Annotated in this window: 30 protein-coding genes; 22 read left to right on the plus strand and 8 right to left on the minus strand. The window is 65.0% G+C overall.

Annotated elements, in window-relative coordinates:
* Positions 1–33 precede the first annotated feature (33 nt).
* The 21 genes from fliS to PHO31112_RS03200 all read left to right on the plus strand — a co-directional run bounded on the left by fliS (position 34) and on the right by PHO31112_RS03200 (position 16,890).
* Positions 34–411, plus strand: a complete 378-nt coding sequence (gene fliS, locus PHO31112_RS03100; protein WP_010804499.1) for a flagellar export chaperone FliS — start codon at positions 34–36, stop codon at positions 409–411.
* Complete coding sequence (locus PHO31112_RS03105; protein WP_150619128.1) at positions 404–703, plus strand: hypothetical protein; 300 nt, start codon at positions 404–406, stop codon at positions 701–703. The genes fliS and PHO31112_RS03105 overlap by 8 nt, the downstream gene beginning before the upstream one ends.
* Positions 693–1,955, plus strand: a complete 1,263-nt coding sequence (locus PHO31112_RS03110) for a flagellar hook-length control protein FliK (protein WP_150619129.1) — start codon at positions 693–695, stop codon at positions 1,953–1,955. Before PHO31112_RS03105 ends, PHO31112_RS03110 begins: the two co-directional genes overlap by 11 nt.
* Positions 1,952–2,827 (plus strand): FliA/WhiG family RNA polymerase sigma factor, encoded by an 876-nt coding sequence (locus PHO31112_RS03115; protein ID WP_217427001.1) that lies wholly within the window; start codon positions 1,952–1,954, stop codon positions 2,825–2,827. The genes PHO31112_RS03110 and PHO31112_RS03115 overlap by 4 nt, the downstream gene beginning before the upstream one ends.
* Positions 2,828–2,841: 14 nt before the next feature.
* A complete protein-coding gene (locus PHO31112_RS03120; protein ID WP_150619130.1) occupies positions 2,842–3,714 on the plus strand; it encodes a motility-associated protein in 873 nt (290 codons plus the stop codon).
* Complete coding sequence (locus PHO31112_RS03125) at positions 3,711–4,604, plus strand: OmpA family protein (RefSeq protein ID WP_150619271.1); 894 nt, start codon at positions 3,711–3,713, stop codon at positions 4,602–4,604. The genes PHO31112_RS03120 and PHO31112_RS03125 overlap by 4 nt, the downstream gene beginning before the upstream one ends.
* A gap of 18 nt (positions 4,605–4,622) precedes the next feature.
* A complete protein-coding gene (gene flgM, locus PHO31112_RS03130) occupies positions 4,623–4,919 on the plus strand; it encodes a flagellar biosynthesis anti-sigma factor FlgM (RefSeq protein WP_150619131.1) in 297 nt (98 codons plus the stop codon).
* Positions 4,916–5,362: a flagellar export chaperone FlgN gene (flgN, locus tag PHO31112_RS03135; RefSeq protein WP_150619132.1), complete on the plus strand. Its 447-nt coding sequence runs from the start codon at positions 4,916–4,918 to the stop codon at positions 5,360–5,362. The genes flgM and flgN overlap by 4 nt, the downstream gene beginning before the upstream one ends.
* A 208-nt stretch (positions 5,363–5,570) precedes the next feature.
* A complete protein-coding gene (flgB, locus tag PHO31112_RS03140; protein WP_150619133.1) occupies positions 5,571–5,957 on the plus strand; it encodes a flagellar basal body rod protein FlgB in 387 nt (128 codons plus the stop codon).
* Between the two features lie 2 nt (positions 5,958–5,959).
* Positions 5,960–6,370: a flagellar basal body rod protein FlgC gene (gene flgC / locus PHO31112_RS03145; RefSeq protein WP_150619134.1), complete on the plus strand. Its 411-nt coding sequence runs from the start codon at positions 5,960–5,962 to the stop codon at positions 6,368–6,370.
* Positions 6,367–7,089 (plus strand): flagellar hook assembly protein FlgD, encoded by a 723-nt coding sequence (locus PHO31112_RS03150; RefSeq protein WP_150619135.1) that lies wholly within the window; start codon positions 6,367–6,369, stop codon positions 7,087–7,089. Before flgC ends, PHO31112_RS03150 begins: the two co-directional genes overlap by 4 nt.
* Positions 7,086–8,195 (plus strand): flagellar hook protein FlgE, encoded by a 1,110-nt coding sequence (locus tag PHO31112_RS03155; RefSeq protein ID WP_150619136.1) that lies wholly within the window; start codon positions 7,086–7,088, stop codon positions 8,193–8,195. The genes PHO31112_RS03150 and PHO31112_RS03155 overlap by 4 nt, the downstream gene beginning before the upstream one ends.
* Positions 8,196–8,199: 4 nt before the next feature.
* Positions 8,200–8,931 (plus strand): flagellar basal body rod protein FlgF, encoded by a 732-nt coding sequence (locus PHO31112_RS03160; RefSeq protein ID WP_150619137.1) that lies wholly within the window; start codon positions 8,200–8,202, stop codon positions 8,929–8,931.
* A 35-nt stretch (positions 8,932–8,966) separates the two neighbouring features.
* Positions 8,967–9,755, plus strand: coding sequence for a flagellar basal-body rod protein FlgG (flgG, locus tag PHO31112_RS03165; RefSeq protein WP_150619138.1), 789 nt, complete (start codon positions 8,967–8,969; stop codon positions 9,753–9,755).
* A gap of 12 nt (positions 9,756–9,767) precedes the next feature.
* Entirely contained in the window at positions 9,768–10,475 is a 708-nt protein-coding gene (gene flgH, locus PHO31112_RS03170) for a flagellar basal body L-ring protein FlgH (protein ID WP_343042701.1), read from the plus strand.
* A 12-nt stretch (positions 10,476–10,487) separates the two neighbouring features.
* On the plus strand, positions 10,488–11,648 hold the full coding sequence (locus tag PHO31112_RS03175; RefSeq protein WP_217427002.1) for a flagellar basal body P-ring protein FlgI: 1,161 nt from the start codon (positions 10,488–10,490) through the stop codon (positions 11,646–11,648).
* 8 nt (positions 11,649–11,656) lie between these two features.
* On the plus strand, positions 11,657–11,986 hold the full coding sequence (locus tag PHO31112_RS03180; protein ID WP_150619139.1) for a rod-binding protein: 330 nt from the start codon (positions 11,657–11,659) through the stop codon (positions 11,984–11,986).
* A gap of 40 nt (positions 11,987–12,026) precedes the next feature.
* Positions 12,027–13,361 carry a FlgK family flagellar hook-associated protein gene (locus tag PHO31112_RS03185; RefSeq protein ID WP_150619140.1) on the plus strand — a complete coding sequence of 445 codons (1,335 nt, stop codon included), beginning with the start codon at positions 12,027–12,029 and terminating at the stop codon, positions 13,359–13,361.
* A 30-nt stretch (positions 13,362–13,391) separates the two neighbouring features.
* Positions 13,392–14,300, plus strand: a complete 909-nt coding sequence (locus PHO31112_RS03190) for a hypothetical protein (protein WP_150619141.1) — start codon at positions 13,392–13,394, stop codon at positions 14,298–14,300.
* A 47-nt stretch (positions 14,301–14,347) separates the two neighbouring features.
* Complete coding sequence (locus PHO31112_RS03195) at positions 14,348–15,493, plus strand: hypothetical protein (protein WP_150619142.1); 1,146 nt, start codon at positions 14,348–14,350, stop codon at positions 15,491–15,493.
* 161 nt (positions 15,494–15,654) lie between these two features.
* Positions 15,655–16,890 (plus strand): flagellin N-terminal helical domain-containing protein, encoded by a 1,236-nt coding sequence (locus PHO31112_RS03200; protein ID WP_150619143.1) that lies wholly within the window; start codon positions 15,655–15,657, stop codon positions 16,888–16,890.
* A gap of 173 nt (positions 16,891–17,063) precedes the next feature.
* Here PHO31112_RS03200 and PHO31112_RS03205 read toward each other — a convergent pair whose 3' ends face one another.
* Genes PHO31112_RS03205 through PHO31112_RS03235 form a run of 7 tightly spaced genes read right to left on the minus strand, consistent with a single transcriptional unit; the run spans position 17,064 to position 23,584 of the window.
* A complete protein-coding gene (locus tag PHO31112_RS03205) occupies positions 17,064–19,142 on the minus strand; it encodes a flagellar biosynthesis protein FlhA (protein WP_150619144.1) in 2,079 nt (692 codons plus the stop codon).
* 4 nt (positions 19,143–19,146) lie between these two features.
* Entirely contained in the window at positions 19,147–20,295 is a 1,149-nt protein-coding gene (locus tag PHO31112_RS03210) for an EscU/YscU/HrcU family type III secretion system export apparatus switch protein (protein ID WP_150619145.1), read from the minus strand.
* A 4-nt stretch (positions 20,296–20,299) separates the two neighbouring features.
* Positions 20,300–21,115 carry a flagellar biosynthetic protein FliR gene (locus PHO31112_RS03215; RefSeq protein WP_150619146.1) on the minus strand — a complete coding sequence of 272 codons (816 nt, stop codon included), beginning with the start codon at positions 21,113–21,115 and terminating at the stop codon, positions 20,300–20,302.
* 38 nt (positions 21,116–21,153) lie between these two features.
* Positions 21,154–21,426: a flagellar biosynthetic protein FliQ gene (locus PHO31112_RS03220; protein ID WP_010804475.1), complete on the minus strand. Its 273-nt coding sequence runs from the start codon at positions 21,424–21,426 to the stop codon at positions 21,154–21,156.
* 10 nt (positions 21,427–21,436) lie between these two features.
* The gene (locus PHO31112_RS03225) at positions 21,437–22,258 is read right to left on the minus strand and encodes a flagellar type III secretion system pore protein FliP (protein WP_246177641.1); all 822 of its coding nucleotides are present in this window, start codon (positions 22,256–22,258) and stop codon (positions 21,437–21,439) included.
* Complete coding sequence (locus PHO31112_RS03230; RefSeq protein WP_150619147.1) at positions 22,255–22,719, minus strand: FliM/FliN family flagellar motor switch protein; 465 nt, start codon at positions 22,717–22,719, stop codon at positions 22,255–22,257. The genes PHO31112_RS03225 and PHO31112_RS03230 overlap by 4 nt, the downstream gene beginning before the upstream one ends.
* A gap of 7 nt (positions 22,720–22,726) precedes the next feature.
* On the minus strand, positions 22,727–23,584 hold the full coding sequence (locus PHO31112_RS03235; RefSeq protein ID WP_150619148.1) for a FliM/FliN family flagellar motor switch protein: 858 nt from the start codon (positions 23,582–23,584) through the stop codon (positions 22,727–22,729).
* Positions 23,585–23,799: 215 nt separating this feature from the next.
* On the opposite strand from PHO31112_RS03235, the gene fliE reads away from it, so the two are divergent.
* Positions 23,800–24,132, plus strand: a complete 333-nt coding sequence (gene fliE, locus PHO31112_RS03240; RefSeq protein ID WP_150619149.1) for a flagellar hook-basal body complex protein FliE — start codon at positions 23,800–23,802, stop codon at positions 24,130–24,132.
* A gap of 73 nt (positions 24,133–24,205) precedes the next feature.
* Here the strand turns inward: fliE and PHO31112_RS03245 are convergent, their stop codons facing one another.
* Positions 24,206–25,873, minus strand: coding sequence for an ABC transporter permease (locus PHO31112_RS03245; protein WP_150619150.1), 1,668 nt, complete (start codon positions 25,871–25,873; stop codon positions 24,206–24,208).
* Position 25,874: the final 1 nt, after the last annotated feature.

A 25,874-nucleotide genomic window follows, 5' to 3' on the forward strand; every position in this document is an offset into this window, starting at 1 on the left:
CGTGTGACCATCCTTTAGGGAGTCAATCCGATCATGACTTACCAGCAATACCATGCCTCCGACCTCGATGCACGCATCGCAGGCGCAACGCCCTTGCAGCTCATGCTGATCCTTCTGGATGGCCTGCTCGACGAACTGGCCCGCGCGCGCGGGCACATCGAACACGCTCGCCATGACGCGCGTCTTCGCAGCGTGACCAAATGCCTGAACCTGATCAACGGTCTGGCATCGCATATCGACGTTGCCGATGGCCCGGGTGTCACGCAGCCACTGAGCGCCGTGTACGACTTTTGTATGCGCGGTGTCGCACAGGCCAGCGTGGAACTCGATGTCGCCAAGCTCGACGAGGTCGTGGCGGTCATCACGCAACTGACACAAGGTTGGCGCGCGCTGGAGACGCGGCGTGGTTAATGCGGCGACCTTCCGGGATCTGGCGCGAGATCTGCGACGGCATTCCGCCGCGCGCGAATGGGGCTTGCTGCAAGCCACCGACGCCCTGTTTCGGCGGGCGTGGCGGCACGCACCTGCGCCCGGCGCGCGAGACGTCTCGCTGGCGCAGGCCATGGACGATGCGCTTGCCGCGCACGACCAGGCGTACCTGTTGAGCCAGCGAGCCACGTCGGAGGCACGCAGACATCTGGCCGGACTGGGTCATTGGCGCGACGGCGCGCTCGGCTACCTGAGGATGCACGATGATCGTTGAATACTCACGTCTCACGACACCTGCCAATACGGACATGTCGGCGCCGGTGGCCGACGGTGCGTTGCCCATCGGGCCCGCGCAGGATGTGCCGTCTCCCGCCGCAGGAGACGTGTTGAGCGATTTCGCCGCGACACTCGGCCGCTCGACGGTGCAGGGGCTCGAGCTGACTGCGCAAGAGAATGACGCCGATGCCGCGCCGGAAGCCGCCGAGCAAGCGCTGAAGGCAGATGCGCCGGAGCGCATCGATGTGGCCCCTGAGGTTGGCGCGCCAGTGGTAGCGGACATGCCGGAGATCACGCCGCACCTCGGGGAGTCGTCGATGGAAAACGATGCCGCGCGAGACGTTCCCGTCGCGCCGAGCGTCGTGGCTCCTGCTGTGGGTGATTCGGCGATTGTGGCGCAGGACACACCCTCACGCGGGATCGAATCGCTGCGAGACGCGGTGTCGCCACACATCGCGACGCTGCTCGCCGCGCACGAGCATCGGATGCGCGGCGCGCTTGGAAGTCATGCGCCGGCCGGGCCTGGGGAGTCAGGGGAGCCAAGGGAGCCAAGGGACGGGCCCGCCAGCGCAATGATGTCCTCGTCGGCCTCCGCCGTTCGTGCGGCATTCCCCGTGACGATACCTCCTGGCGTCTCATTGGCCCTCGGATTGGCGAGCCCGTCGCCGACGCCATTGACGGTGCTGCCACTGGCAGCGGACCCGGCAACGCAGGGCGTTGCATTCATCGATAGCGCAGCGACACAAGCGCTTCGCGCGGCGTTTGCCGCGGGGACATTCGGCAACACCTTCGTGGGCGAGCCGTCCACCGTTGCGATGCCGGGCGGATTCCCGAGTGCCAACGGGACGGCGGGCGACGGTACGTCCGTGGCCCGCACGCTGTCCGAGCGCGTGCAGACCATGATGCAGAACGGTGTCCACGAAGCGCGCCTGCGCCTGACACCGGATGAACTGGGAGACATCGCCATCGTGGTCCGGAAGTCGGCCATGCAACTCAGCGTGAGTTTGCAGGTGGCGCGTCCCGAGGCGTTGAGCCTCGTCCAGGGCACGGCGGCGCTACTGCGCGACATGCTTTCGCAGCGCCACGCCGGGGATGTCAATGTGAGCGTCGGGAGCATGCCGTCGTTTAGCGGCGACGGTGCGTCGGGCAACGGGCGTGAGCGGCATTCGCGCGACGAGCGGTCCGGCGACGCAGGGCCTGGCCTTGCCTTGGGTGAGGCGGCGCGTCAGCGCGAGGCATTCCGGTTATGAACACACCGACGTACGGCCCCGTCGTGCACAAGCGGGGCGAAAAGCGCGGTAGCACGCGCCCGGCGAAGGTCGCCGAAGGGTCGGAGATGTCGACGCGGCAGCACGACGCGAGGCTCCCCGCACCGGCCACTCCCGGATGGCAGGCCATGCCGGTAGCCGACGAGCAGGCGCAGGTCCTGGGTCTGATGCCAGTGATCGCGCGCGTCGTGCGCTCGCTGATGCCGCAGACAAGCGTGGCGATCGCGCAGGAAGACATGACGCAGATTGCGCTGATCGCTGCGCTCGATGCCATTCGACGCTATGGGCCGCCCGATGAACGTTTCACCGCTTATGCGGCAACGCGCATTCGTGGCGCGGTGCTGGATGAACTTCGGCGCCTCGACTGGCGCCCGCGCACGTTGCGCCAGGCGTCGCACCGGCGCCGTGACGCCGAACGTGAACTGACGCGTGCCCTCGGTCGCGCCCCGACCCGTGAGGAATTGAGTGCGCACGCCGGCATGGACGACGCCACGCTGGACGAAGCCGAGATGGCCGAGTACGCAGAGAGCATCGCGAGCTTCGATCAGTTGCTCGCCGATGGGGGACTCGAGGCAAACGAGGCGCTCGTCGAGCGGCGCGGTCCGGAGTATCTGGTCGCCACGCGGCAGAGCCTGACACGAGCGCTCGACGCGCTTGATGAACGAGAGCAACGCATTGTGCAGCTTTACTACGAGTTCGACATGAATCTTGAAGAGATCGGCGAAGTGCTGGGGCTGACCCGGGCGCGAATTTGCCAGATCCATCGGGCGGCGCTCGCAAAGATGAACGCCGCCATGCAGGATGCAGGACGAGGCGGCGCGCGCGCCGCACGTACACCACTACCGAATTGTTAGACGAGGCAAGGGAAATGAAACTATTGATGCTTGGGGCTGCCGTGATCGGGGGCAGCGTGTTCGGCATGTTCTGGCTCAATGGCGGCCAGTTCCAGACTGTCTTCCATTTGAACGAACTCGTGCTCGTTGTCGGCACGGCGCTGGGCGCGTTTCTCGTCGGCAATACGGCCCGCGTTCTGGGCGACTTGCGCGCCGTGGTTGTAGCGGCGATGCGGCGTCGCCGTCACGGAGATGCCTTCGAGCAGGAATTGCTCACCCTCACTTACTCGCTGCTGCAGACCTCGTCGCGCGACGGCGTTCGCGCGCTCGATGTGCACCTCGACGACCCGTCGCGCAGCCCGATCTTCCAGCGCAGCCGCCACGTGCTCTCCAATACGAAACTGGTCGACTTCACGGTCGATGCCTTGCGCGTGGCATCATTGAGCAAGGGCTCGCGGAGTGAACTCGACAGCCTGCTGGCGATGGAGATCGAGAGCCGCGAGCGCCGCATGATGCACCCGGTACAGGCGCTTCACAAACTGGGAGAGTCGATGCCGGGTTTCGGCATCATCGCGGCGGTGCTGGGGCTGGTACTTGCGATGTACGACATCGGCGCGGGTGCGGCAACCGCCACGATTACGCGTCAGGTCGCGGTCGCCATGGTGGGCACGTTCTTCGGCGTTTTCGCTTGCTATGCGGTCATCGGCCCGCTGGCGAACCGCCTGTCGCAGTCCGTCGTCGTGGAAATGACGGGCTACGAATGCGTACATGCGGCGCTTATCGCCTTCCTGAGCGGCAAGACGCCGCTACTCTCGGCCGATGCCGGGCGCCGCATGCTGCAATACGGTACGTTGCCCAGCTTCAACGCGCTTGAGGGGTGGGTGCGCAACGTCGAGAATGAGCGATGAGTACGCGTCGATCGCGCTTCGCACAGGAAGAGCATAGCGGTGCCTGGAAGGTGGCGTTTGCCGACCTGTGTCTGGTCCTCATGTGCCTGTTCGTTGTGATGTGGATACTCGAGCGGCGAGTCTTCGAAGCACCGTCGCCGGCCGACTCGCAGGCGACCAGCACTCAGCAACCGGCGTGGACGTCGTCTTCCTCCACGAGCGCCTCGCCGTCCGACGCCCAGCAACTGGCCGGCGAGACGGCGCGCGAGTTCCCCCGTGGTCAGTTCGAGTCGCCGGCCGACATGGCGCGGCTTGCTGCCGCCGTGCAGCAACTCAGCGAAATCGCGAAACTGTCGGATCACGTGAGCACCGCCATCACACCGGACGGGTTGCGCGTGCGGCTGGCGGACTCCGATGAACGTGGCATGTTCGAGCGTGGCAGCGCTGTCCCTTCGCCTGGCGCACGCGCACTCCTGACGCGCATTGGCGGGCTGCTGTCAGGTGTTGAGAATTCGCTGATGATCGTTGGTCATACCGATGCGGTTCGCTATCGCACGACGGCGGCCGATGGGTACACAAATTGGCATTTGTCTTCGGAACGCGCGCTTGCGGCGCGCACCGCACTCGTTGCGGGGGGGCTGGAACTCGATCGCGTGTTGATGGCCGTTGGCATGGCAGACCACGCGCCGCTACTGCCAGACGATCCCGTCGCGGCGGCCAACCGGCGCATCGAGTTCGTGGTGCTCACGAAGGCGAGGGCGATGCAAATGGCCCAGATGTTCAGCGCGCCGCATGCCGGCGAGATGGTGCTTTCCGGTCAGAACGCTGCGGCGGATGCGACCGAAATCGCCACGCTCCCTGCGCGTTTAACAAACGACGGCGACCGGTCGCCTGATTCGAGTGAACCGTAATTTCCAAGGACACCTCTCATGCCCAAGATCGACTCGATTGCCAACGTCACGCCCATCGACGCCACGCGCCCGCGCCTGACGGCAGGGCAGAACAAAGGACAGGCGGCGACGCCGGCCGCCACCGGCGCCGCACATGCGGTGCCTGCCGGCGCGAGCGAATGGCTCGCTAGCGCACGCGCTGTCGTCGAATCCGCGCCGCGCATCGACGCCAGCAAGGTCGCTCGAATCAAGGCGATGCTGGCGAGCGGTGAGCTGACTTTCGACAGTGAGCGCGTGGCGAACGGGATTCTCTCGCATCACGGGATGTTGCGTTGAGTCCCGAGCTACAGCGTATGCGCGGCGAGTGCGTGGCGCGCATCGTGGCGGACGTCGATGCCGATCTCGGTGACTATCGTCTGTTGATCGAGACGCTTGACGTGCTGCATCGCGCGCTCGTCGACGAGCAACTCGGCACGCTTGGACGCGCACATGACCGGGCGGCGCAGTTGGTGAGCCGATTGCAGGTCCGCGCACGGCGCCGCGTGCGATGCCTCGAACAGGCGTTCGGCCAGGCGTCGGCCAATACGATGGCCCCGGTATTAGCGTGGCTGGATGCGCCCGCGCGTGAAACATTTTCTTCGCGCTGGCAAGTCCTTCAGGCATGCGCGGCGCGGTGCAAGGCGAGTAACGCGCGCAACTTGCAAGATATCGGCATGCGCCTTCAGGCACTCGATGTCGTGCTGTCTCCTGCCTCCGCGACCTACTCGCCGCAGCGCTGAATCCCCAGTGTCGCTCACAGTGACGGGCGACCTCACGTAGCGCAAAAAAAGAAGTCAATAGACAGCAGCCTACGCAACCAGCGTCATTTGCCCAAAGCGGGGCAAGCGCTTTGGGAAACACGTCAATTTCAAGCGCTTTCGAGCCGCTTTTCGATAGTTTTGCCGACAATGGGTGCAGTCGATATCAGTGACCCACGGAGGCGGAGTTTTGCAGACATTTTTTTCTCAGGCGCTTGGTGTACACGCTGCGGCTTTGCGCGCGAGAGAGGAACGCACGCGCGTGCTTGCGGCCAATCTCGCGAACGAGGCAACGCCCGGTTATCAGGCGCGCGATCTCGATTTCGGCGAGCGGGTGCAGCGGCATCTTGATGCAGGCATGGCGCCGCTCGGCAGTGCCGATGCGTTCCATGCGGGCGACTCTTCCGACGCCTTGCGCTATCGCGTGCCGATGCAGGCGCGCGCCGATGGGAACACCGTGGAACTCGGTATCGAGCAGGCGCTTTTCGCGCAGAACCTGTCCGACTGGCAGGCCAGCCTTTCCTTTCTGAACCGGCGTCTTGCCGGATTGCAGAAGGTCATCGACGGAGGCCGTTGACGATGAGCTTCAGAGAAATTGCGGGAATCGCCGGCTCGGCGATGGCCGCGCAAACGATTCGATTGAATACGGTGGCGAGCAATCTGGCGAACGCCAACGCCGTGACGGGCGACGCCGAGACCGCGTATCGCGCCCGCAAGCCGGTGTTCGCCACCGTATTGGGTGATGCGCAGGGTGCGCAGCACGTGCAAGTCATCGACATTTATGAGAGCGAGGATTTGCCGCGTGTTGCTTACGAACCCGGTAATCCGGTCGCCGATGCCGATGGCAATGTCTTCTACGCGAACGTGAATGCGATCGAGGAAATGACGGACATGCTCGATGCGTCGCGCGCGTTTCAGACCAATCTGGAAGTGCTGGCCCGTGTGCGCACGGCGCAGCAGGAATTGCTACGACTCGGAGAACGCGGATGACGCCGCTCATTGGAAACCTCTCTGGTGCGCTGAACGCGCCGGCGAATACCTCTGCCGCACCGGCGTCCGCGGGCAAGACGGGCAAGGCCGGAGATTCGGGCGAAGACATCCGGATGATGTTCACGAAGCTGCTGGTCGCACAGATTCGCAATCAGGACCCGCTCAATCCGACCGATCCGGCGCAGTTCGTCGCGCAACTCACGCAACTCAGTCAGACCGAAACCATGCAGCAGGTCGGCCAACGCATGCTGGCGCAGACCAACATGCTTTCCGGTTTGCAGGGCTACGCGTTGGGCAGCCATGTCGGCCGGAACGTGAGCGTGCAGACGTCGAGCATCGAGCGCGTGAGCGGACAAGGCGTTCGCGGCACCGTTGAACTGCCGGTGGGCAGCGAAGCTGCCGAGATCGTGCTCACGAGCCGCGACGGCAAGACGATTCGCAAGCCGTTGCCGGCCTCTGCGGGACGAACGGAATTCAGTATCGATGACACCTGGTTCGCCGCGAACAACCTGGGCGCGGGCCAGTTCGGTATCCATGTTCAGGCGGGCACCAACAAGCTGCCGGTGCTCGTCTCGGGGCGTATCGAGCGCGTACATCTGGACGGTACCGGTGCACAGATCGACGTGTCGGGCGTGGGTCGTCGTATCGACGCGGCAAACATCAAGGAATTGTCGGCCGGTACGCCCTCGGGTGCGGCCAATAACGGGAGTGCAGCATGAGTTTCGATATCGCCCTGTCGGGCATCAACGCCATCAACAAGTCGCTTGAGACGATTTCGCAGAACATCTCCAATTCGGAGACGAACGGTTACAAGTCGGGGCGGACCCATTTCGCGTCGGCGATGGCCGAAACGCAGCCGGCGGGTGTCAAAGTGAGCGGTACCCGGTATTCGGTCGAGGCCAACGGTAGCTTGCGCAGTTCGGGCGATCGCCTGCATCAGGCGATTCAGGGGGGCGGTTTCTTCATCCTCAAGGAGACGAACGGGCAACGCGTCTATTCGCGTGTGGGCGATTTCCAGATCGACAAGGACAGCAAGCTGGTCGACGGAAGCAATCGTAGCGTGCAGGGCTTTGCCCAAGGCCAGGCGAATGTCTCGGATGTGAAGATCGACAAAAGCCCCGTTGGCGCATTGCCGAGCACGGCAATCAACGTTTCCGGCCGTTTGCCCGACCCTTTGCCGGCGGCGCCGGCCCGGGTCGGAGAGATATCGGTCACGTTTCGCGACGCCAGCGGCGAACTTGCCGTGAGAAACCTGAGGTTCGAAATGGTGGCGGGCGCTCCGGGCACGGTGCAAGTTTCCGAAATCGATGGGCCGAATGCTCCCGTTATTCTGGGCACGCTGGATCCCGCAACGATGCAATGGACCCGGGGTGGGGCCCCCAGCACGCTTCCTGATCTGGATTTCAGCGGCATGAACTTCCAGCGCGGTGCGTTTTCCGCGACCGCAACAGAAGTGGGGGGCCGCGAAGCCGGTGAGTTCGTTCGCGCGCGCATCGACAAAGATGGCTCGGTCGTCGCGGAGTACAGCAACGGCACGAGCAACACGCAATATCAACTCGCCCTTGGCGAATTCGCCAACGTGGGCGGTCTGGTGCCCGTGGACGGCACCGTCTGGCGCGAAACCGGCGATTCGGGCGTTGCCCAGCTGCGCCGGCCCGGCGAGGGCGCCACGGGCGTACTCGTCAGCGGTTCGCTCGAAGGGTCGAACGTCAACGTGACGGACGAACTGGTCAGCCTGATGTCAGCGCAACGCAACTATCAGGCGAACACCAAAGTCATCTCGACGCAAAACGAGATGATGCGCAACCTGATGCAATCGATCTGACGCGATGGACGCTCTGATCTATACCGCCATGTCCGGCGCGCAGCGTGCGCAGGATACCCAGCATATGGTGGCCCACAATCTCGCCAACACCACGACCACCGGCTTTCGTGCGTCACTGGCCGTGGCGCAGGCCAATGCCGTGCCCGGCGCCGGCCTGGCTTCGCGCCACTATGCGGTGCAGGCGCCGGCCGGTCTCGATACCACGCCCGGCGTACTCGAATCGACGGGACGCGCGCTCGACGTTGCCATCGATGGCGATGGCTATCTGGTGCTCGCGGCGCGTCCGGAAGACGGTGCGGACGCCGTCTACTCGCGCGGGGGCTCGCTCAAGCTCGATGGCGACGGCACATTGCTGTTGCATGGCCGCCCGGTCATGGGCGAGGGCGGTCCCATCGTCGTGCCGCCGCATCGCGAACTCGACATCGGCGCAGACGGCACAGTGGCCGTGGTGCTCGAAGGATCGAACGAACTGGTGCCGGTCGGCAGTCTGCAACGTGTGCTCGCCATGCCCGGCGACATGCGCAGCACCGGCGGCGGCCTGCTCGTGAGCGATGCAGGCACGTTACCCGGCGATGACGTCGTGTTGCGCGGCGCTCATCTCGAAGCGAGCAACGTCTCGGCCGTGGGCGCAATGGTGCAGAGCATGAACGCGAGCCGCGACTTCGAAATGCAGATGCGCGTGCTCAAGATCGCCGACGACATGGCAGAAGGCGGCAATCGCCTCGTGCGCGGGTAAGCCGCGCCAATTCACCCCATTCCCATCGAGATGTCATGAATCCCGCACTCCTCATCGCCCGCACGGCAGTTCGCGCGCAAGACGCGCAGTTGCAGTCCATTGCCAACAATCTGGCCAATGTGAATACCACAGGCTTCAAGCGCGACCGTCTCGCGTTCGAAGACACGTTCTATCGCGCCGTGCGTCCGGCGGGCGCGCGCACGCAGGGCGACGCCACGCTGCCCGGCGGCATGTACTTCGGTACCGGCGTGCGGCTTGCCGGCACGCAGAAGCAGTTCGTGAACGGCACCGAACAGGACACCCAGAACGAACTGGATGTCGCCATCACCGGGCGCGGCTTCCTGCAAGTCGAAATGCCCGACGGCGAGACCGCCTACACCCGCGCCGGCAATCTTCGTCTTGACGTGGATGGACGTCTGGTGACGCAGGCAGGCCACCCGCTTGTGGGCGACATCGTCGTGCCGCCCGGCGCGCGAGATCTGACGATCAGTGCCGACGGCGATATCAGCGCCCTCGAAGCCGGCGACACCGAGCCGACCTCACTCGGCCGCCTGCAATTGGCCGGTTTCGTGAACCCATCGGGCCTGCGCCCGATGGGCAGCAACCTGTTCGCGGAGACGGCCGCCAGCGGCCCGGCCATCGAAGGCAACCCGGGCGAAGAGAACCTGGGTCTGCTGCGGCAGAAGGCGCTTGAAGGCTCGAACGTGGTTGCCGTCGAGGAAATGGTGAACATGATTCAGGCTCAGCGCGCCTACGAAATGAGCACCAAGGTGCTGTCGGCGGCCGACAACATGATGCAGAGCCTTGCGCAGGTCGCGCGGTAACGGACGGGGACGATGATGACGGACACGACCCGCCACCTGCCGCGCGATGCCCGGATGGCTTATCGCGGCGTGCGCGCAGTGGTCGTGGTAGCGTTTGCTGCCGTGCTCACGGGCTGCGCCGGCTATCTGCCACCGCAGCTCGAAGAGAGCGACGACCTGCCCAGCGTGACCGAGATGTCGTCGCAGGGGCAGGCGGGCGGCCTCTTTTCCGCCGGGAACGCGCTGTCGCTGACATCGGACCAGCGCGCGTTTCGCTCGGGCGATGTACTGACCATCGTGCTGCAGGAGCAGACACAGGCGAGCAAGCGTGCAGGTACGCGGCTGGACAAGCGCAGCGGCATGTCGATCGACGAGATCACGTTGATGGGCAAGTCGACGCTAGGCGAGTCTGCGCTCGGCGCGCGACGCGGCTTTCGCGGCGATAGCTCGAGCACGGCGCAGAACACGTTGCGTGGCGCGATCACCGTCGTTGTGCATCGCGTATTGCCCAGTGGGCTGTTGCATGTGCGCGGTGAGAAGCGTCTGTTCCTGAATCAGGGCGAAGAAACCGTGCGTGTCGCCGGTTACGTACGGGCGGGCGATATCGATACGACCAACCGTGTGTCGTCGCTGCGTGTGGCGAATGCCCGCATTCAGTATTTCGGCACGGGCGCGCTTGCCGACAGCAACAATCCTGGCTGGCTCACGCGCTTCTTCAACAGCCAGTTCGCGCCGCTCTGAGGGGAGATTCGTATGTTCGGAATGCCTGGCGCGCTTGCACGTGTGCCCCGCTGGTTCGACGCATTGTCGTTGTCGACGACGATCGCCGCCATTGCTGTGATCGCGGCGTTGGTCGCGGCACCGGCGGGGCATGCGCAAACCGTGCGCAACTACGTGAACGTGGAAGGCGTGCGCGACAACCAGCTTGTCGGCTACGGTCTGGTCGTGGGGCTCCCCGGGAGCGGCGACGGTCCGCGCTCGCGCCACTCCAGTCAGTCGCTCGCCAACCTGCTCAAGCAATTCGGCGTGAGCATGCCCGATAACGTGCGACTGCGCTCGCGCAACGTCGCCGCGGTCATGGTCAGCGCAACGTATCCGTCCGGCTTCCTGCGCGGGCAGACCATCGACGTGACCGTGTCGTCGATGGGCGACGCGCGCAGCCTGCGCGGCGGCACGCTGCTGCTGACCCAGCTTCGCGCGGTCGACGGACAGACCTATGCGCTAGCACAAGGCAACCTTGTCGTGAGCGCCATGCAGGCCGAAGGGCGCAGCGGGTCTCGCGTTCAGAAAAACACCCCCACCGCCGGGCGCGTACCCAATGGGGCGACGATCGAGCAAGAGATTCCCGTGCCGGTGGGCGAGGGCGGCGCGATGCGTCTGAGCCTGAAGCGGCCAGATTTTCAGTTGGCGGCCAACATCGCCGACGCCATCAACACCCGCTTTGGCGGGCGCGTTGCGCAGGCCATGAACGGCAGCACGGTCGAGGTGAGCGCGCCCGAAGACGCCGATGCGCGCGTACGTTTTCTGGCGGACGTTCACTCGTTGCCCGTGCCGGGGGTGAGCCGGGTGCCGCGCGCGGTCATCAATGCCCGCTCGGGGACGGTGGTGATCTCGCAGGGGGTGACCGTGCGTCCGGTGGCCGTGTCGCACGGCGCGTTGCGCGTGACGGTGACCGAGTCGCCCATCATTTCTCAGCCTGCACCGTTCTCGCGCGGCCGTACGGCCGAGGCGCAACGCTCGCGCATCGACGTGCAGGAAGACGGCATGGATATTCAGGTCTGGCCGGATGGCGTCGATCTGCAAACCATCGTCGACAGTCTGCGCCGCTCGGGGGCGACCCCCGACGACGTGATTGCGATCCTGCAAGCCCTGGACGAAGCTGGCGCGCTTAACGGCGAGCTGCATGTGATTTGAAAGATCTGATGACGCCGATAACGCACAACCATTTGCTAATTTCCGCCGCCGGGTCGCCTATACAGAATGCGGGCGCGGCATCGGCTGCGCCGAGCGCGAATCTCGAGGCGGCCGCCGAACAGTTTGAAGCGATCTTCGTCGCGCGGCTGCTTGGCGAAATGCGGCGGGCCACTCAGGCGTTGCGCGACGATCGCGACGCCACCGGTGGGCTGGGCAAGCGCGACCGTTCGACCGACGGCCTGCATGACTGGGCCGACACGCAAGTCGCGCAGGCGCTGGCGTCGCGTCGCGCCTTCGGCATCGCCGACACGATCATCCGGCAAATGAAGGGCCGTTGAACGCGCGCCGCGCTAACACCGACACGACAGGCACTCAACCATGAACATGCTGAACATCGCCACGCAAGGCGTGAAAACTGCGCAGTTGTTGCTCGATAACGAGTCGCTGAACATTTCGCAGATGGGAAATTCGGCGTACACACGCCGTAATGTGCGCGTGACGTCGCGCGCCGATGGCACGGTGCAGGCGCAGGAAGTCGTGCGCGTGGCCGGGCTGGAGCAGCGGCGTCAGTTGTGGCGCGCCGTGGCTGGCGCCAGCGAGCTGGAGGTACAGAAGCCGCACGCCGATGCGCTGCTCACGCAACTGGGCGGAACCGATGTGGCGAGCGACCCGCTGGGTCTGCGTGACTTCGTCAAGGCGCTCGACCACGAGGCGCAGACGGTTGGCGGCGACGTTCATGCGGATGAAGTCTTCGCGGCGTTGGGGCGTGTCGTCGAACGCACGAACCTGATGTTCTCTGCGTTGGAACGCATGCGCGAGAACGTTAACATGGTGCGCACCGGGGATGCGGAGAAGGTGAATCGCCTGACGGCCTCGCTTGCCGATCTGAACCGTCTGCATCGGTTGGCGCCGGACGAGGCCGGCCGTCTTGCCATCGAGGATCAACGCGATCAGGCGCTGGGCGAACTGGCGACGTTCATCGACGTGGAGGTGCGCGAGGACGGCAGCGGGGCGTATCACGTACTCACGCGCAGCGGGCACCCGCTCGTGCTGGGCAATCGTGCGGCGCAACTCGAAGCCCTGCCGGCTGGCGGGTACGCGCTTGTGGCCGGGGCGTCGCGGGTGAATGTGCCGGCCGACGGGCTGGGCGGCCGCTTGGGCGGGCACGACAGGTTTCTCACACGCGAGCTGGATCAGCGCGCTGCCGACGTGACGGAAGTGGCGCGCACGCTCGCCGAGCAACTGAATCGGGCGCATGCCGACGACTCGTCCTCATCCTTCAGCGGTACGCCGCTACTGTCGCTGACGACGAGCCCGAATGGCGCGCCGCGACTGGAACGCACGCTCGCGACGGCGCAAGGTCTCGACCTCAACGCCGATAGTCTCCACGGCAACGGCAAGACGTTGCAGCGCCTGAAAGGTGCAATCAACGCGCCGGTATCGCTACCGGGCCGTGTGAGCGGAACGCTTGTCGAAGCCATGAGTGCATTGGCCGCCGACACCGGCCGTCGAGCCAGCGAAATCGAAGCCGGCAGAGAGTCTGCCGGTGCGGTGCTGGTGTCTGCGCGAACGCAGTTTCAAAAGCAGGCGGGCGTCGACGAGACCGAGTCGGGCGGTGCACTCATGTCCTACATGAAGCTCTACCGTGCGAACGCCCGGGTGGCCTCCGTTGCCAACGAACTATTCGACGCCACGCTGGCGATGGTGCGCTGATCCGGGCAACGCCCGGGAAAGGAAAACACAATGCAGATCAATCACCACTTCAGCCGTTTCGAGCGCGAGCACGCGCTGCGCGACATGAACGAACGGCTGGCGCGCATGACCGACCATGCACGTGAAGAAAAGCGTGTACTGCGTGCCTCGGACGATCCGGTCGATTTCGAACGTATCGCCCGCATCGACCGTCAACAGCAGACCATTGCGCATCGCACGAAGGTCATCGCCAGCCTTGAGGCCGATCTCAAGCAAGCGAGCGTGAGCCTGAAGAATGCTCGTGATCGGCTCAGCGCCTTCAAGAGCGAAGTGTCGCTGAAGGCCGATGCGTTGCAGGCCGGCGAGGCGCGGGCATCCGCAGACAAGATTCGCGAACTGATGAGCGGACTGGTTAGCGCGATCAACACCCGCCGTGCGGATGGCAGCTATCTTTTTGCCAGCAGCGGTGCGCCCATCAGCGACACTGCCGGGCCGGGCGCCGCGGCAGTGAACTTCGCGCTGAGTGCAGCCGCGCAAGCCCCGGCGGCCGTCGAGATCGGCGATGGATTGCACCATACCAACGCCTCGCAGGCGTGGAAAGGAATGCCGGATCTGCTCAATCGTCTCGGGGCGGCAGCCGCATCGTTGACGAATGCGGGTAACGCGAATCAGGGCACGGTATCAAGTGCCATGCTGCGCGGTCTTGCCGAATCGGTTGGCAATCAGGCCAGCCAGGTCTCGGCCGCCGAGTTTGTGAACGACCACGGCGCGAAGCGGCTCGAAGCCGTGCGCAAGGATCATGTGTTGCAGGGCGAGGTGTTGGTGAAGGCCCGTGTCGCCATCGAAGGCAAGAGCGCCAACGAGGCGTTGCCGGAGTTGTTGGCCATGTACCGTGCCATTTCGGCCGCGCGCACCGCGCACGCCGAAGTGGGTAAGTTGTCGTTCTTCGATGCGATTTAGGAGGCTCATCGTGGGCTTGCACCATCTGACCCAACAGGATCTCGTCCATGGTTGACATCGTCCGTGAGATTCCCGGGAGTGCCGCACTCGACGACGCACTGACGTCGTCGCGTCTGAATCCCCGCCGGGGCGACGCGCAGGAAGCCGGCGCTTCGGCGCGCGCGCCCGACGGCGTAGGTTCGACGAATGCCGCGCCGGGTGTGACCGGGCGCGCGCGCGTTGGCGCGTCGGCGTGGCCCACGTCGCGGGGCGTCGAGTGGTTCGACAAGCAGCGTGTCGCACAAGTGACCGAGCTGATTGCTCGGCATGCGACGGCCAGCCGCGCGAGTGCCGGTGCCCAATGGTTGTCGATGCTTCATGCCTCGGCGAGTGTGGCGATGACGTCGCTTTCGCGCTGGCAAGACGGCGACCCCGTGTCGCAGGCACAGGCACGCCGGGCGCTCGACGCTCTCGGCGCGCATTGGCAGAACCGCGAGCGCGGTAGCCTGGGCACGGTCGACGACCGCCTGCATTTCGACGAACGAGGAAACGCGCCGAGACGGTTCACGGTCGACGGTGTCGCCCCCGCGCAGTGGCGCGCGTCGAAGGCCGAGCAGATTACGCTCTTCCCCGCCGGCCCCCACAAACCAGGTGTCGAGATCGATGTGGCGAATGCGGTGTCGCAAGCAGGGCTGCGCCGCCGTGCGACGCGAGCGTTGGCGGCCTACGGCATCACCCTGGAGCCGCCCCCGCCCGAGCGCGGATGGGTGATGAGCACGCCGGGCACGGCGTGGCCGGCGCTGGCGTCGCGCATGGCCATCGCGCAAACGAGCCAGGGTGCCGGCGGCCATGCACAACGTGTAATGCTTCGGGAGGCACCCGACGCCATCGCGCCGCAGACATGGCGTCTCGATGGCGCCGATGCCGTTGCACAGACGCGCCGCGCGCTTGCATCGATGGTGCGGGCTATTCGGGCATCTCATGTGTTGGCGCAGAACACGGCGCGAGCTTCGACGCAGGCTGTCGGCAGCGCGGCGTTGGTGAATGACCGCGCCGCTATCGATGACGAAGCATTTGATATTGCATTGGCATCGGCAAAGGCATGGACGTCGCGACTGGGCAAACAGCCGCCGTTCGTTGCGCTGACGCTCGCGATGCCGAAGGGTATCCCCGTGACGCGTGCAAACGTGCGGGCGTTGCTTGGCGCGATCTAGGTAAGCATCGCGGGTCCGGCTAACGCACAGTCGAGTCGCGGATGCAGATGGGAAAAATCTCCGAGAGAAAGCATTAACAAAATTCGCGAAGGGACGCCTTAACACGGTGAGGCAGGCAATCCGGTCTGCCGAATAGCTCACCAGAACAAGGAGCCCTAGCAATGTTGACTCTGCATACCAACGTGGCGCAAATGTCGTCGCTGAACTCGCAACGCAGCACCGGTGGCAAGCTGAACGCCATCATGCGCGATCTCTCGACCGGCAAGAAGAACGACCTGTACAAGAACGACCCGGCCGCCGCCCGTATTTCGGCCATGCTGAACATGCACGCCAGCGGCACGAAGTCGGCGATCAGCAACATGAAGTACGCTCAGTCGAGCACCCGCGTTGCGCAAGGCGCGATGGACAAGGCCAACGAACTGCTCGTGACCATGAAGGATCTGGCCACGCAAGCGAAAGACGGCCTGAAGGGCGACGCCGAAAAGGCCGCGCTGCAACAACAATACACGAACAACGCACAAGCGCTGCAAGCCATCTTCGAGAACACCACGTTCGCCGGTAAGAACCTGCTGAAGATGGAGTTCACTTCTTCTTCGGGCATCACGTCGGACGGTTTGCTGGCAGCGGGCGGGATCGACCTGCAAGTCGGTGCTGGGAAGGACGAAACGAAGCGCTTTGACATCAGCACGGACCTGCAAAGCCTGTTCACCAGTGTCGGCAATGCTACGGCGCAGTTTGGGAAGCCCGTGTCGACGCTCGACGGTGTCACCAAAGTGCATGCCTTGATGGGAGCCGCAAGCGCTGCGGATGCAGCGAACACGCTGATTGGAGAACTGCACGGGAAGGCTGGAATTACCGCCATTCTGAACAAGGAGCAGGCATCTGGCGGTAACGTGAAGTGGGCGACCGCATTGGAGACGCTGCTGACGGCGGAACTCGATAAGAGCCCTGCTGACGTTCGTACGCTGAGAGATAGTCTTGCTACCGAGCTGCGCACATTGGGTCGGGCGGCTGGTAACACGCTGACCGTGGACGAAGAGCGCACCTTGTTCCAGGCGGTTGACGAACTGTTGGTTTCGAAGGTGCAATCGACGCCTGGTCAATTGCTCACTGCAAATGACGCCGGTAGCGCCCTGACCAACCTCGAAACGGCCATCAGCCAACTCGCTACCGTGCAAGCCAGCATCGGCGCTGCCATGATGGATCTGGACGGCCGTGAAGAAGTTCAGTCGACACTGATGCAGAACACGCGTGAAGCGAATTCGCGTCTGAACGAAGTGGACTTCGCGGAATCGGTGTCGGAACTGACCAAGCTGCAAACGCAGATGAACGTGAACCTGCAAATGCTGCAAAAGGCCGGCGAAATGCCGGGCATGATCCAGATGCTGCTGCGTTAATTGCGCCGCACCGGCCGGTGATGTCTTCCGGCAGGCAAGTCTGAAAAAAGAAGAGCCAACGGCTTCACGCCGTTGGCTCTTTTGTCTTATGCGCATAGAAAAAACGCCAACGACGACATGCCGTTGGCGCTTTGTCACGGTAAACCCACCTGCGCGTTGATAAAACCCTTTCCTTACCCCAACGTTCCCGCCACTTCGATCTCCTTCGTCTGCGGCACTTCGTTGTACGAGAGCACGTGCAGGCCGCTCGCAAACATCCGTGCGTAACGAGAGAGCAACGGACGCAGTTGCGGCATGACAAGCAGGACCGGTGTGCGGCCCGTTTGTTTCATGTTCTCGCGGGCCTGTGGCATGTGCGACTGCAATTGCTCAAGCAATTGCGGATCGAGCGGGAAGGCATCGGCGGTTGACTTGCCCGCTTGCTGCGCGGCCGTATAGGCGCCCAGCAGCAAGTTCTCCAGATCGGTCGTGAGTTGGTAGACGTGAAGCGTCGGCTCGTCGCCGATCAGCCCGTGCACCAGCCGTCGCTTGAGCGCGCTGCGCGCCTCAGCGGCCAGCACCAGCGGCTCCTTGCTCACCGCCGAGGCGTTGACCAGCGCCGTCGCCAGCACGTCGATATCCTGCAACGACACCGCTTCCGCGAGCAGCAGACGGATGACCGCCAATTGCTGCTGATGCGTGAGCGCCTTGTCCAGTGCATCGGCCAGCGATGGCGACAATTCCCGCAACCGTTCGCCGAGCGCCGTCACATCCTGATAGGTGAACAAGTCGGCCAGATGCGCCTTCATTGCCTCCTGAACGTGCGTGGCGATCACTCCCGCAGGATCGACGATCTGGTAACCCAGCCCTAGTGCGTGTGCGCGCTGCTCGGGCTCGATCCACACCACGGGCATGCCGAACGACGGATCGATGGCCGGCATGCCGTCGAGTTCGCCATAGCAATCGGGCGCGGCAATCGCCATGAGCCGATCGTGCGGTACCGACGCGCTTGCAACGCGTACGCCGCCAACGTCGATGGCATATTCGGTGGCGCCGAGTCCGAGGCCGGTATCGAGCCTGACCGCAGGCACCACGAAGCCCATCGCCTGCGAGAGGGTTTGCCGCATGCCATAGAGCCGTTGCACGAGCGGGGCGCCTTCGCGTTTGTCCACGAGCCCCACGATCTGGTAGCCGAGGCTGACTGTCACCGGTGAGACGAACGGCAGTTGCTGCCACATGAGCGCCGGAGGTTCGTGCGCCGTCAGTGCGGCTTCCAGCGCGCCGGTGTCGTCGGCTGCGTCGGGCACACGCCGCTGGCTCACGCGCCACGCCACGAACCCCATAACGCCGGCGAACGCCAGAAACGGCACCGTCGGCATACCGGGAATCACTGCGAGAACGAACATCAACACCGCCACGCTCGCAAGCACCGAGGGCGACGCCAGCAACTGGTTGCCCACCTGCTTCTCGAAGTCGCCCGCGTCGGACACGCGGGTCACGATGATGGCCGCAGCCGACGACAGCAGCAGCGCCGGAATCTGTGCGACCAGCCCGTCGCCAATGGTCAGCAGCGAGTACTGACGGAAGGCGTCACCGGCGCTCATGTCGTGCATCGTCACGCCGATGGCAGCACCGCCGATCAGGTTGATGAGCAGGATCAGGATGCTGGCAATGGCATCGCCGCGAACGAATTTCGATGCGCCGTCCATCGCGCCATAGAAGTCGGCTTCCGAGCCCACCTCGCGACGGCGCGTCTGCGCGGCTTCCTGGTTGATGAGACCCGCGTTCAGGTCGGCATCGATGGCCATCTGCTTGCCAGGCAGCGCGTCGAGCGTGAAGCGCGCCGAGACTTCCGAGATGCGCTCCGCCCCCTTGGTGACCACCACGAAGTTGATGATCATCAGGATCACGAACACCACGAGACCCACGACGAAGTTGCCGCCGATGACCACATTGCCGAACGATTCGATGACGCTACCTGCTGCGTGCGTGCCTTCGTTGCCCTTGAGGAGCACCACGCGCGTGGAGGCCACGTTCAGTGTCAGGCGCATGAGCGTCGTGACGAGAATGACCGTCGGGAAGACGGAGAAATCGAGCGGACGCCGCACCGACAGACTCACCAGAATCACGACCATCGAGAGCACGATGTTGAACGTGAAAAGCGTGTCGAGCAGCAGCGGCGGCAACGGCAGGATCACCATCGCTAGGATGGCGAAGACGATGAGCGGCGTCAGAAATTTGTGACGCCGAAGGTCGGTCAGTAGTCGGCTCATAAGTTTAAGGAATCAGTCGCGTAGCGGGTGGATCGGAGAGCGTCGCGGGCACGGTGGGCGTGTCCGGTCGGTCGGGTTGGGTAGTGCGCTCGCCTGTACGCCAGGCGCGCAGTTGCAGGACGTAGGCCAGAATCACGGCGACCGCGTCGTACAGGGCGGCGGGAATCTGCTGGTTGACCTGACTGGTGTGGTACAGCGCTCGCGCGAGCGGCGGGGCGCTCACGACGTCGATCTTGTGTTCACGGGCGATCTGTCGCAGCACGGCGGCCATTTCGTCGAGGCCGCGCGCCACCACATAGGGCGCTTGCGCCCGACCGGTGTCGTACTTGAGGGCAATGGCGTAGTGCGTCGGGTTCACGATCACCACGTCGGCCGTGGGCACCGTGTGCCGCAAGCTGCGCTCGGCCATGCGGCGCTGGATCTGGCGAATGCGCTGCTTCACTTCGGGGCGTCCCTCGGTCTGCTTGTGCTCGTTCTTCACTTCCTGCTTGGTCATGCGTTGATCGCGCATGAACAGGAAGCGCTGCAAGGGCAGATCGAGCAACGCGAAGGCGACGAAGGCGCCGCCCAGCACGAGCACGGCATCGCGCAACAGCCATACCCCCACGGTGATCGCCTCACCCGGCGCGCTCGCCTGCAACACGAGCAAGTCGTCCCAGCGTGCTTTTACGACAAGCACGAGCACCGTCACGACCAGCGCGACCTTGAAGACGGCGGTGCCGACCTGCGCGTAGTGCTTCATCGAGACCAGCCGGCCGAGGTTCGCCTTGGGCGAGAGACGCTGCCATTTCGGTTTGAGCAGCGTCGTGCTGAAGACGTAACCGCCAGGCAGCATGGCGGCCACGCTGATGCACAGCGGAATGGCGGCCAGCGGCGCGACGAGTTTGACGAGCAGCCACATCGCGGCGGGCAGCAGGGCCGTCCAGGCGTCGTCGAAGCCGATGCCCGCGAGATCGGCGAACGCCGCTGCGTAGAGCGAGCGGAATTCGTCGAGCTGCGCAGGCGCGGTGACCGCGAGCACGGCCACACTGGCCATGATGCCCACCGCAGTGGCGGTATCGCGCGAGCGCGCCACCTGCCCCTGCTCACGCGCGCGGCGCAGCTTCTGGAAGGAGGCGGCTTCGGACTTGTCGCCGGTGTCCTGGGTCGTCATGCGCTCACCCCGGTCGGGCGACGGGGCCGAGCGAGTCGAGTACGCGCTCGGTCAACGTCAGGTAATGGGCGGGCAGGGCCGGCACGACTGCGGAGAGCACGATCAGCCCGACGAGCGTCGTGACGGCGAAGCCCAGTGAAAACAGATTCAGGGCCGGCGCGGCGCGATTGAGCAACCCGAGACCGAATTGCACGATGAAGGTCGTCAGCACGACGGGCAACGCCAGTGTGATCGCCGCGGCCAGCGTCCAGCCGAGGGCGCGCAGCAGTCCGCTCAGGTCGGTGAGCGGCAGACCGCCGCCGATGGGCCACACCTCGAAGCTGCGGGCGACGACGGACACCGCAATCAGATGGGCATCGGCGATGAAGAAGAGCAATGTGCCGAGGCAGACCATCAGCAGCGACACCGGTTCGCTGCTCTCGCCGTTCATCGGATCGTTCATGGCCGCCATGGCCAATCCCATCTGCGACGCGCAGAGATACCCCACGAGCGTGAGCAGACCGCGCACGATGAAGAACGCCAGACCGAGGCACGCACCGATGATTGCCTGTTCCGCGGCGAGTGCAATGCCCGCGAGCGAGAACGGATCGGTCGGCGGCACACCGGTCTGGGCGAACACCGGCCACAGCGCCAGGCTGAGCACCAGAGACATGAGCACACGCCAGCGCATCGGCACCACGCCTTCGCCAACGAGTGGCAGCATGCTCAGTGCCGCAACGAAGCGGCAGAACGGCCACCACAGCGTCACGAGCTGTGCAGGCCACTGGGCGAGCCAGGCTTCGAGGCCGGGGAACGCGGCAAAGGGGAGGGGAAACGGCATGATCGTTTGTCCGGCTGCGGGCGTTGGGGCGTGCAGCGCTAACCGGCCAGTGAGGCCGCGCGAGCGAAGGTTTCGGCGGCGAAATCGGTGAGCGTGCCGGCGAGCCACGGCGCGGCAAACCCGAGCGTGAGCAGCGTAACGATCAGGCGCGGCAGGAACGACAGTGTCTGTTCGTTGATCTGCGTGGCCGCCTGAAATAACGCCACCACCAGTCCCATGACGAGGCTCGGAACGATCAGGACGAGCACGATGACGATCACGAGCCGCAGGGCGTCGAGCCCGATGTCGATGGCAATATCGCTGGTGAGCATGGCGTTCCCCTCAGACTGCCTGCACGCTGGTCAAGAGCGTGCTAACGGTGAGCGTCCAGCCGTCGATGAGCACGAACAGCAAGAGCTTGAGCGGCAGAGAGACGACCAGCGGCGAGAGCATCATCATGCCCATTGCCATGAGCACCGAGGCCACCACCAGATCGATGACGAGAAACGGCACGAAGAGCATGGCGCCGACTTGAAACGCCGTTTTGAGTTCGCTTAACAGGAAGGCCGATGCCTTGACTGGAAAACTGTGGGCTTGCGGCTCGGCAACGTCGGTCTCACCGGTCAGGCGAGCCATCAGGTCGAGCGACGACTGACGGGTCTGCGCGAGCATGAAGCGCGAGAGTGGCGCCTCGCCGGCACGGATCGCTTCGGTCAGCGTGATCCGGTTTTCGTCGTAGGGCACCACGGCTTGCGTCCAGATCGTCTCGCCGACCGGGCGCATGACAAGCAGGCTGAGCAGCAGCGCCATGCCGGTGAGCACGCGCGCGGGGAGCCCCTGCTGAAGCCCCAGCGCCTGACGCAGCAGGGCCAGGATGATGGCGAAACGCACGAACGTGGTCATCACCATCAGCATCATGGGCAGCAGGCCCAGCAGCGTCATGAGAATGAGCAACTGGGTCTTGACGGTGAAGTCGGTAGTGCCGCCCTGCGAGCGCAAGCGCATCAGGTCGCCCGCTTCATCGGCGCGAGCACCGGTGGCGAACAGGGCGAACCCGATCGCCAGAATTGCGAGGATCAAGGTCTCCGAGGCGCACAGCGGAAAGCCGCGCGCGCCGAGCGGGCGCAGCACCCGCTGACGCAAGACCTGTAGGGCGGTTTTCATCGGGCTAGCCGGTCCAGCTCGAGCGCATCGAGCGTGAGGATCTTCAGTCCGTATTGAGCGCCCGAGGCGACAACCTCCGCGAGTCCCACCGGCACGCCATTGACCAGCACCGCAAGCGGCGCACCCGCTGCGCGGTCGAGGCTCAGGACGTCGTCGGCGCGCAGGGCCGCTAGCTCACCCAGCGTGAGCCGGGTCGCCCCGACCTCGAGCGTGAGTTTCACCGGCACGCGGCGCAGTGTCTCTCGCATGGCGAGCGGCACCTGCGCCGCACCACCGGCTTGCGGCAGCGGGGGCGTCGACGTCGAAGGCGCACCTGCGTCGCCGAGCCAGTCGGCCGAAAGGTCTTGAGAGAGATCGTCCAGGGATGGCAGATCGTCGATGTGTGCGTCCGGGCGCAGGTCGCTCGCATCGGCGGCGCCGGAGACCAGACCGGAGGGGGCGTGAGGGAATTGGGTAGACATGGGAACCTTACTCAAGAGTTTCGAAGTGCGTGAGACACAGATGCGCGTCGCGCTCGATGATGTCGGCGCTCATTAGCGGGGCGTTGTCCACGCAAACGAGGGCGCGCTGCACGAAACGCACGGGCAACACGTCGCCCGGTTGCGCGTCGAGCAACGCGCCGAGCGACAGATCGACGTCGAGCCAATGCGCGCTCAGACGCACCGGAATCGTGGCGATGTCGCATGCCGGCCGGGTGTGTTGCGCTGCGCGTTCGCCGGCGTTGGGGCCCAGCATCGTGAGCCACCGGCGGGCGTCTTCGGCTGCGAGCCGGAAGGTGACGGTGCCCAGCGGCGTGTCACCGGCGCGATCCGCAATGCGCGCACCGATCCACAGAGAAGGGGGCGTCAATCGGGGATCGGGGTCCATCGTTTCGACATCCGGCGGTACCGGTGTCATCTCGGACGAGACAGCCTGACGCAGCGCATCGAGCATTTGCCTCGCAAAGCGTGTGACAAAGCGCTCGTACGTCGCTGCTGGCGGCGTGGCATGCAAGTCCGGCGGGCCGACGAATTCATCCGCGTCGTAGCGCAGACGGAACGCGTCGCGCAACAGGCCGGCGTCGAGCGTTACGTCGATGCAATGTCCGTCGACGCGAAACCGCTGCACGATGACATCGGCGGTATCCGGGGCGCTGGCGCTCACCGACATGGCGGCGACGCGCCACGCCATAGCATGGCGATGACGGACGTGCTGCGGTAATTGAACATCGAGGCGTGAGCGCAGCCGCTCGGTCAGCGGATCGAGGAGCTGCGTCGGCTGTCCGAGCCGGCACGGATCGAGTGCCCGGATCGCGCCGGGCGGCGTAGGCGCGTGCATAGTGTTCATTTGGTTGATAGACGGTTCGCAGCGCTTCAGCGCGCAGGGGAGTTCGCATCCTAAAGGCGTCGCTCGTCCTTGTTGATGGGGAAAGACTCAACCGCGTGTGCTTTAGGGGTTTGCCCAATCACGGTGGGGGCGGGTGTGCGTAGAGTGCGGAGTCAAGTCAGTGCCCCTGCGCATCGCGCGGGGGGCACACGTTCAAACGCCTCACGGAGATTCGAATGCCCGTCTCGATGGAACAGTCGCTGATGACTGAAATGCGTCGCATGCAAGCGACACAACGCGAACTGGATATGGCCGCAGGCGTGCGCGAGGCGGCGCCTGCACTGGCCGGGGCCTCGGGCAAGCCCGATTTCGGCGCGATGCTGCGGGGAGTGGACGCCGCTCAACGCGACGCGGGCGACCGGATGACGGCGGTCGATCTGGGCCGTAGCGACGATCTGACCGGCGCAATGCTGGCGAGCGCTCAGGCCGACCTGTCGTTTTCCATGCTGATGCGAACGCGCGACAAGGTGGTGGGTGCGGTGGAAGAGTTGGTGCGCATGCCGTTCTGAGCCGCGCGCGCTGTGTGGCGAGGGTGGCGTGAGGGGCGCGCCCGGCGCTCACGCCGGGCGCGACCGGATGGTTTCAGCCGTTCGCTGGTTTTGCGTTGAGCCTCGATGCCAGCGCGAGCAACGTGCCGCTTACCGTCATCGACACGACACCCATCGCCATGCCCTGCCCGATGGAGCCTTGCTCGAACTGACGCCACACGAAGATCGAGACCGTCTGAACCCCGCTGGGGGCCAGCAGCAACGATGTCACCAACTCGCGCGACGCGATGGCGAACACGATCATCAGCGACGCGCCGAGCGCAGGCATGACCAGTGGCAACGTGATGCGGCGCAGCGCCACACCGGCCGGTGCGCCGTGCACGCGGGCGGCCGCTTCGAGCGAGGCGGCCGTCTGACGCAAGGCGGCGCTGGTGTAACGCACCGGGTAAGGCAGCAGCAGGCAGCTATACGACAGCAGCAGAATGCCCCATGTGTTGTAAGGCGTCACGGGCCAGAACGGCAGGTTCCAGGCAAGGATCAGACCCACGCCGACAACGATGCCCGGCAGTGCATGCGGCAGCAGCGAGAGCCCGTCGATCAGTACGCGGGCGCGCATCGTCGACTTCACGACGCACCACGCACACAGGAACCCCAACACCCCGGTCACGAGCGACGTGCCGAGCGCCAGCGACAGACTTGTCGCCAGCGCTTCGACGCCCTCCGCGCCCTGACCCAGCAGCGCCGCGAAGTGCGCGGTCGTCAGGTTGGCGAGCGACAGGCCGCCCGAGAGCGTGCCCGAGAACGCCGTGGCCAGAATCGAGAACAGTGGCGCGACCGTGGCGAGCAGCGCCACCAGACCGAACCCGAACAGCACTGGCACTCGCCAGCGCCCCAACGCACGCGGCGGCGAGGCGATCGGTTTGCCCGTCTGCGTCTCGAAGTCCTTGCCCGCCGCGAGCCGGTGCTGCAACACGAAGGCGAACAGCGCGACGACTGCCAGCACGACAGACAGGATCGACGCGCCCGGCAGATCGATGGGCCAGTCGGCGAAGCGCCCCTCGATGGACGTCACCAGTACCGAGAAGCCTGCACGCGCCCCCAATGCGGCGGGCGCACCGAATTCCTCGATGGCCATCGTGAAGGTCAACAGCAGACTGGCCGCGAACGCGGGCAGGGCGAGCGGCATCGTCACACGGGCAAACGCGCGCCATGCCGATGCGCCGTGCACCCGTGCGACGTCGGCCAGACGCGAACCCGTCGTGGCCAGTGCGCGCGAGACGGCGAAGTACACGACCGGGAAGATGTTGAGTGTCATCACGAAGACGAGGCCCGGCAGCGAGAACAGGAACTGTCCGGCATCCAGCCCGGTAAGTTGCTGGGCGTACCCGCCCGTTTGCAGCAACAACATCCAGCCGAGCGCTGCGAGATACGGCGGCACGAGAAACGGCAGCAGGAAGCACAGATCCCAGAGCCGGGCGCCCGGTACATGAAACAGGCCGCGTACCGCCCCCAGCACGCCGCCGACCAGCGCCGTACCCAACGCCACCGAGAGTCCCAACCGCAAGGTGTTGGTCAGCAACGGTAAGGTGTTGTCATGCGACAGCGTGGGCCAGACGGCGGAGAAGGGCTCGCGAAATGCGTCCAGCGAGCCCTGCGCGAGGTGTGGAAAAACCGCCTGCAACAGCACGAACGCGACCGGCAACGCCACGACGACGGCGAGGGCTGCAACCGTCGCCGCGGTGAGTAGTCGGAACGATTTCACC

Origin of the sequence: Pandoraea horticolens (assembly GCF_902459555.1) — a bacterium.
GTDB lineage: Bacteria > Pseudomonadota > Gammaproteobacteria > Burkholderiales > Burkholderiaceae > Pandoraea > Pandoraea horticolens.

Bases quoted from the DNA above. Each gene is read 5' to 3' on its own strand.
- PHO31112_RS03125 (WP_150619271.1), top strand. From the start codon at position 3,711: ATGAGTACGCGTCGATCGCGCTTCGCACAGGAAGAGCATAGCGGTGCC.
- flgG (WP_150619138.1), top strand. From the start codon at position 8,967: ATGAATCCCGCACTCCTCATCGCCCGCACGGCAGTTCGCGCGCAAGAC.
- flgM (WP_150619131.1), top strand. From the start codon at position 4,623: ATGCCCAAGATCGACTCGATTGCCAACGTCACGCCCATCGACGCCACG.
- PHO31112_RS03220 (WP_010804475.1), bottom strand. From the start codon at position 21,426: ATGCTCACCAGCGATATTGCCATCGACATCGGGCTCGACGCCCTGCGG.
- flgC (WP_150619134.1), top strand. From the start codon at position 5,960: ATGAGCTTCAGAGAAATTGCGGGAATCGCCGGCTCGGCGATGGCCGCG.
- PHO31112_RS03195 (WP_150619142.1), top strand. From the start codon at position 14,348: ATGGTTGACATCGTCCGTGAGATTCCCGGGAGTGCCGCACTCGACGAC.
- fliE (WP_150619149.1), top strand. From the start codon at position 23,800: ATGCCCGTCTCGATGGAACAGTCGCTGATGACTGAAATGCGTCGCATG.
- flgH (WP_343042701.1), top strand. From the start codon at position 9,768: ATGATGACGGACACGACCCGCCACCTGCCGCGCGATGCCCGGATGGCT.
- PHO31112_RS03180 (WP_150619139.1), top strand. From the start codon at position 11,657: ATGACGCCGATAACGCACAACCATTTGCTAATTTCCGCCGCCGGGTCG.
- PHO31112_RS03175 (WP_217427002.1), top strand. From the start codon at position 10,488: ATGTTCGGAATGCCTGGCGCGCTTGCACGTGTGCCCCGCTGGTTCGAC.
- PHO31112_RS03190 (WP_150619141.1), top strand. From the start codon at position 13,392: ATGCAGATCAATCACCACTTCAGCCGTTTCGAGCGCGAGCACGCGCTG.
- PHO31112_RS03155 (WP_150619136.1), top strand. From the start codon at position 7,086: ATGAGTTTCGATATCGCCCTGTCGGGCATCAACGCCATCAACAAGTCG.
- fliS (WP_010804499.1), top strand. From the start codon at position 34: ATGACTTACCAGCAATACCATGCCTCCGACCTCGATGCACGCATCGCA.
- PHO31112_RS03120 (WP_150619130.1), top strand. From the start codon at position 2,842: ATGAAACTATTGATGCTTGGGGCTGCCGTGATCGGGGGCAGCGTGTTC.
- PHO31112_RS03225 (WP_246177641.1), bottom strand. From the start codon at position 22,258: ATGAAAACCGCCCTACAGGTCTTGCGTCAGCGGGTGCTGCGCCCGCTC.
- PHO31112_RS03215 (WP_150619146.1), bottom strand. From the start codon at position 21,115: ATGCCGTTTCCCCTCCCCTTTGCCGCGTTCCCCGGCCTCGAAGCCTGG.
- PHO31112_RS03200 (WP_150619143.1), top strand. From the start codon at position 15,655: ATGTTGACTCTGCATACCAACGTGGCGCAAATGTCGTCGCTGAACTCG.
- PHO31112_RS03205 (WP_150619144.1), bottom strand. From the start codon at position 19,142: ATGAGCCGACTACTGACCGACCTTCGGCGTCACAAATTTCTGACGCCG.
- PHO31112_RS03150 (WP_150619135.1), top strand. From the start codon at position 6,367: ATGACGCCGCTCATTGGAAACCTCTCTGGTGCGCTGAACGCGCCGGCG.
- PHO31112_RS03230 (WP_150619147.1), bottom strand. From the start codon at position 22,719: ATGTCTACCCAATTCCCTCACGCCCCCTCCGGTCTGGTCTCCGGCGCC.
- PHO31112_RS03115 (WP_217427001.1), top strand. From the start codon at position 1,952: ATGAACACACCGACGTACGGCCCCGTCGTGCACAAGCGGGGCGAAAAG.
- PHO31112_RS03210 (WP_150619145.1), bottom strand. From the start codon at position 20,295: ATGACGACCCAGGACACCGGCGACAAGTCCGAAGCCGCCTCCTTCCAG.
- PHO31112_RS03185 (WP_150619140.1), top strand. From the start codon at position 12,027: ATGAACATGCTGAACATCGCCACGCAAGGCGTGAAAACTGCGCAGTTG.
- PHO31112_RS03235 (WP_150619148.1), bottom strand. From the start codon at position 23,584: ATGAACACTATGCACGCGCCTACGCCGCCCGGCGCGATCCGGGCACTC.
- PHO31112_RS03110 (WP_150619129.1), top strand. From the start codon at position 693: ATGATCGTTGAATACTCACGTCTCACGACACCTGCCAATACGGACATG.
- PHO31112_RS03160 (WP_150619137.1), top strand. From the start codon at position 8,200: ATGGACGCTCTGATCTATACCGCCATGTCCGGCGCGCAGCGTGCGCAG.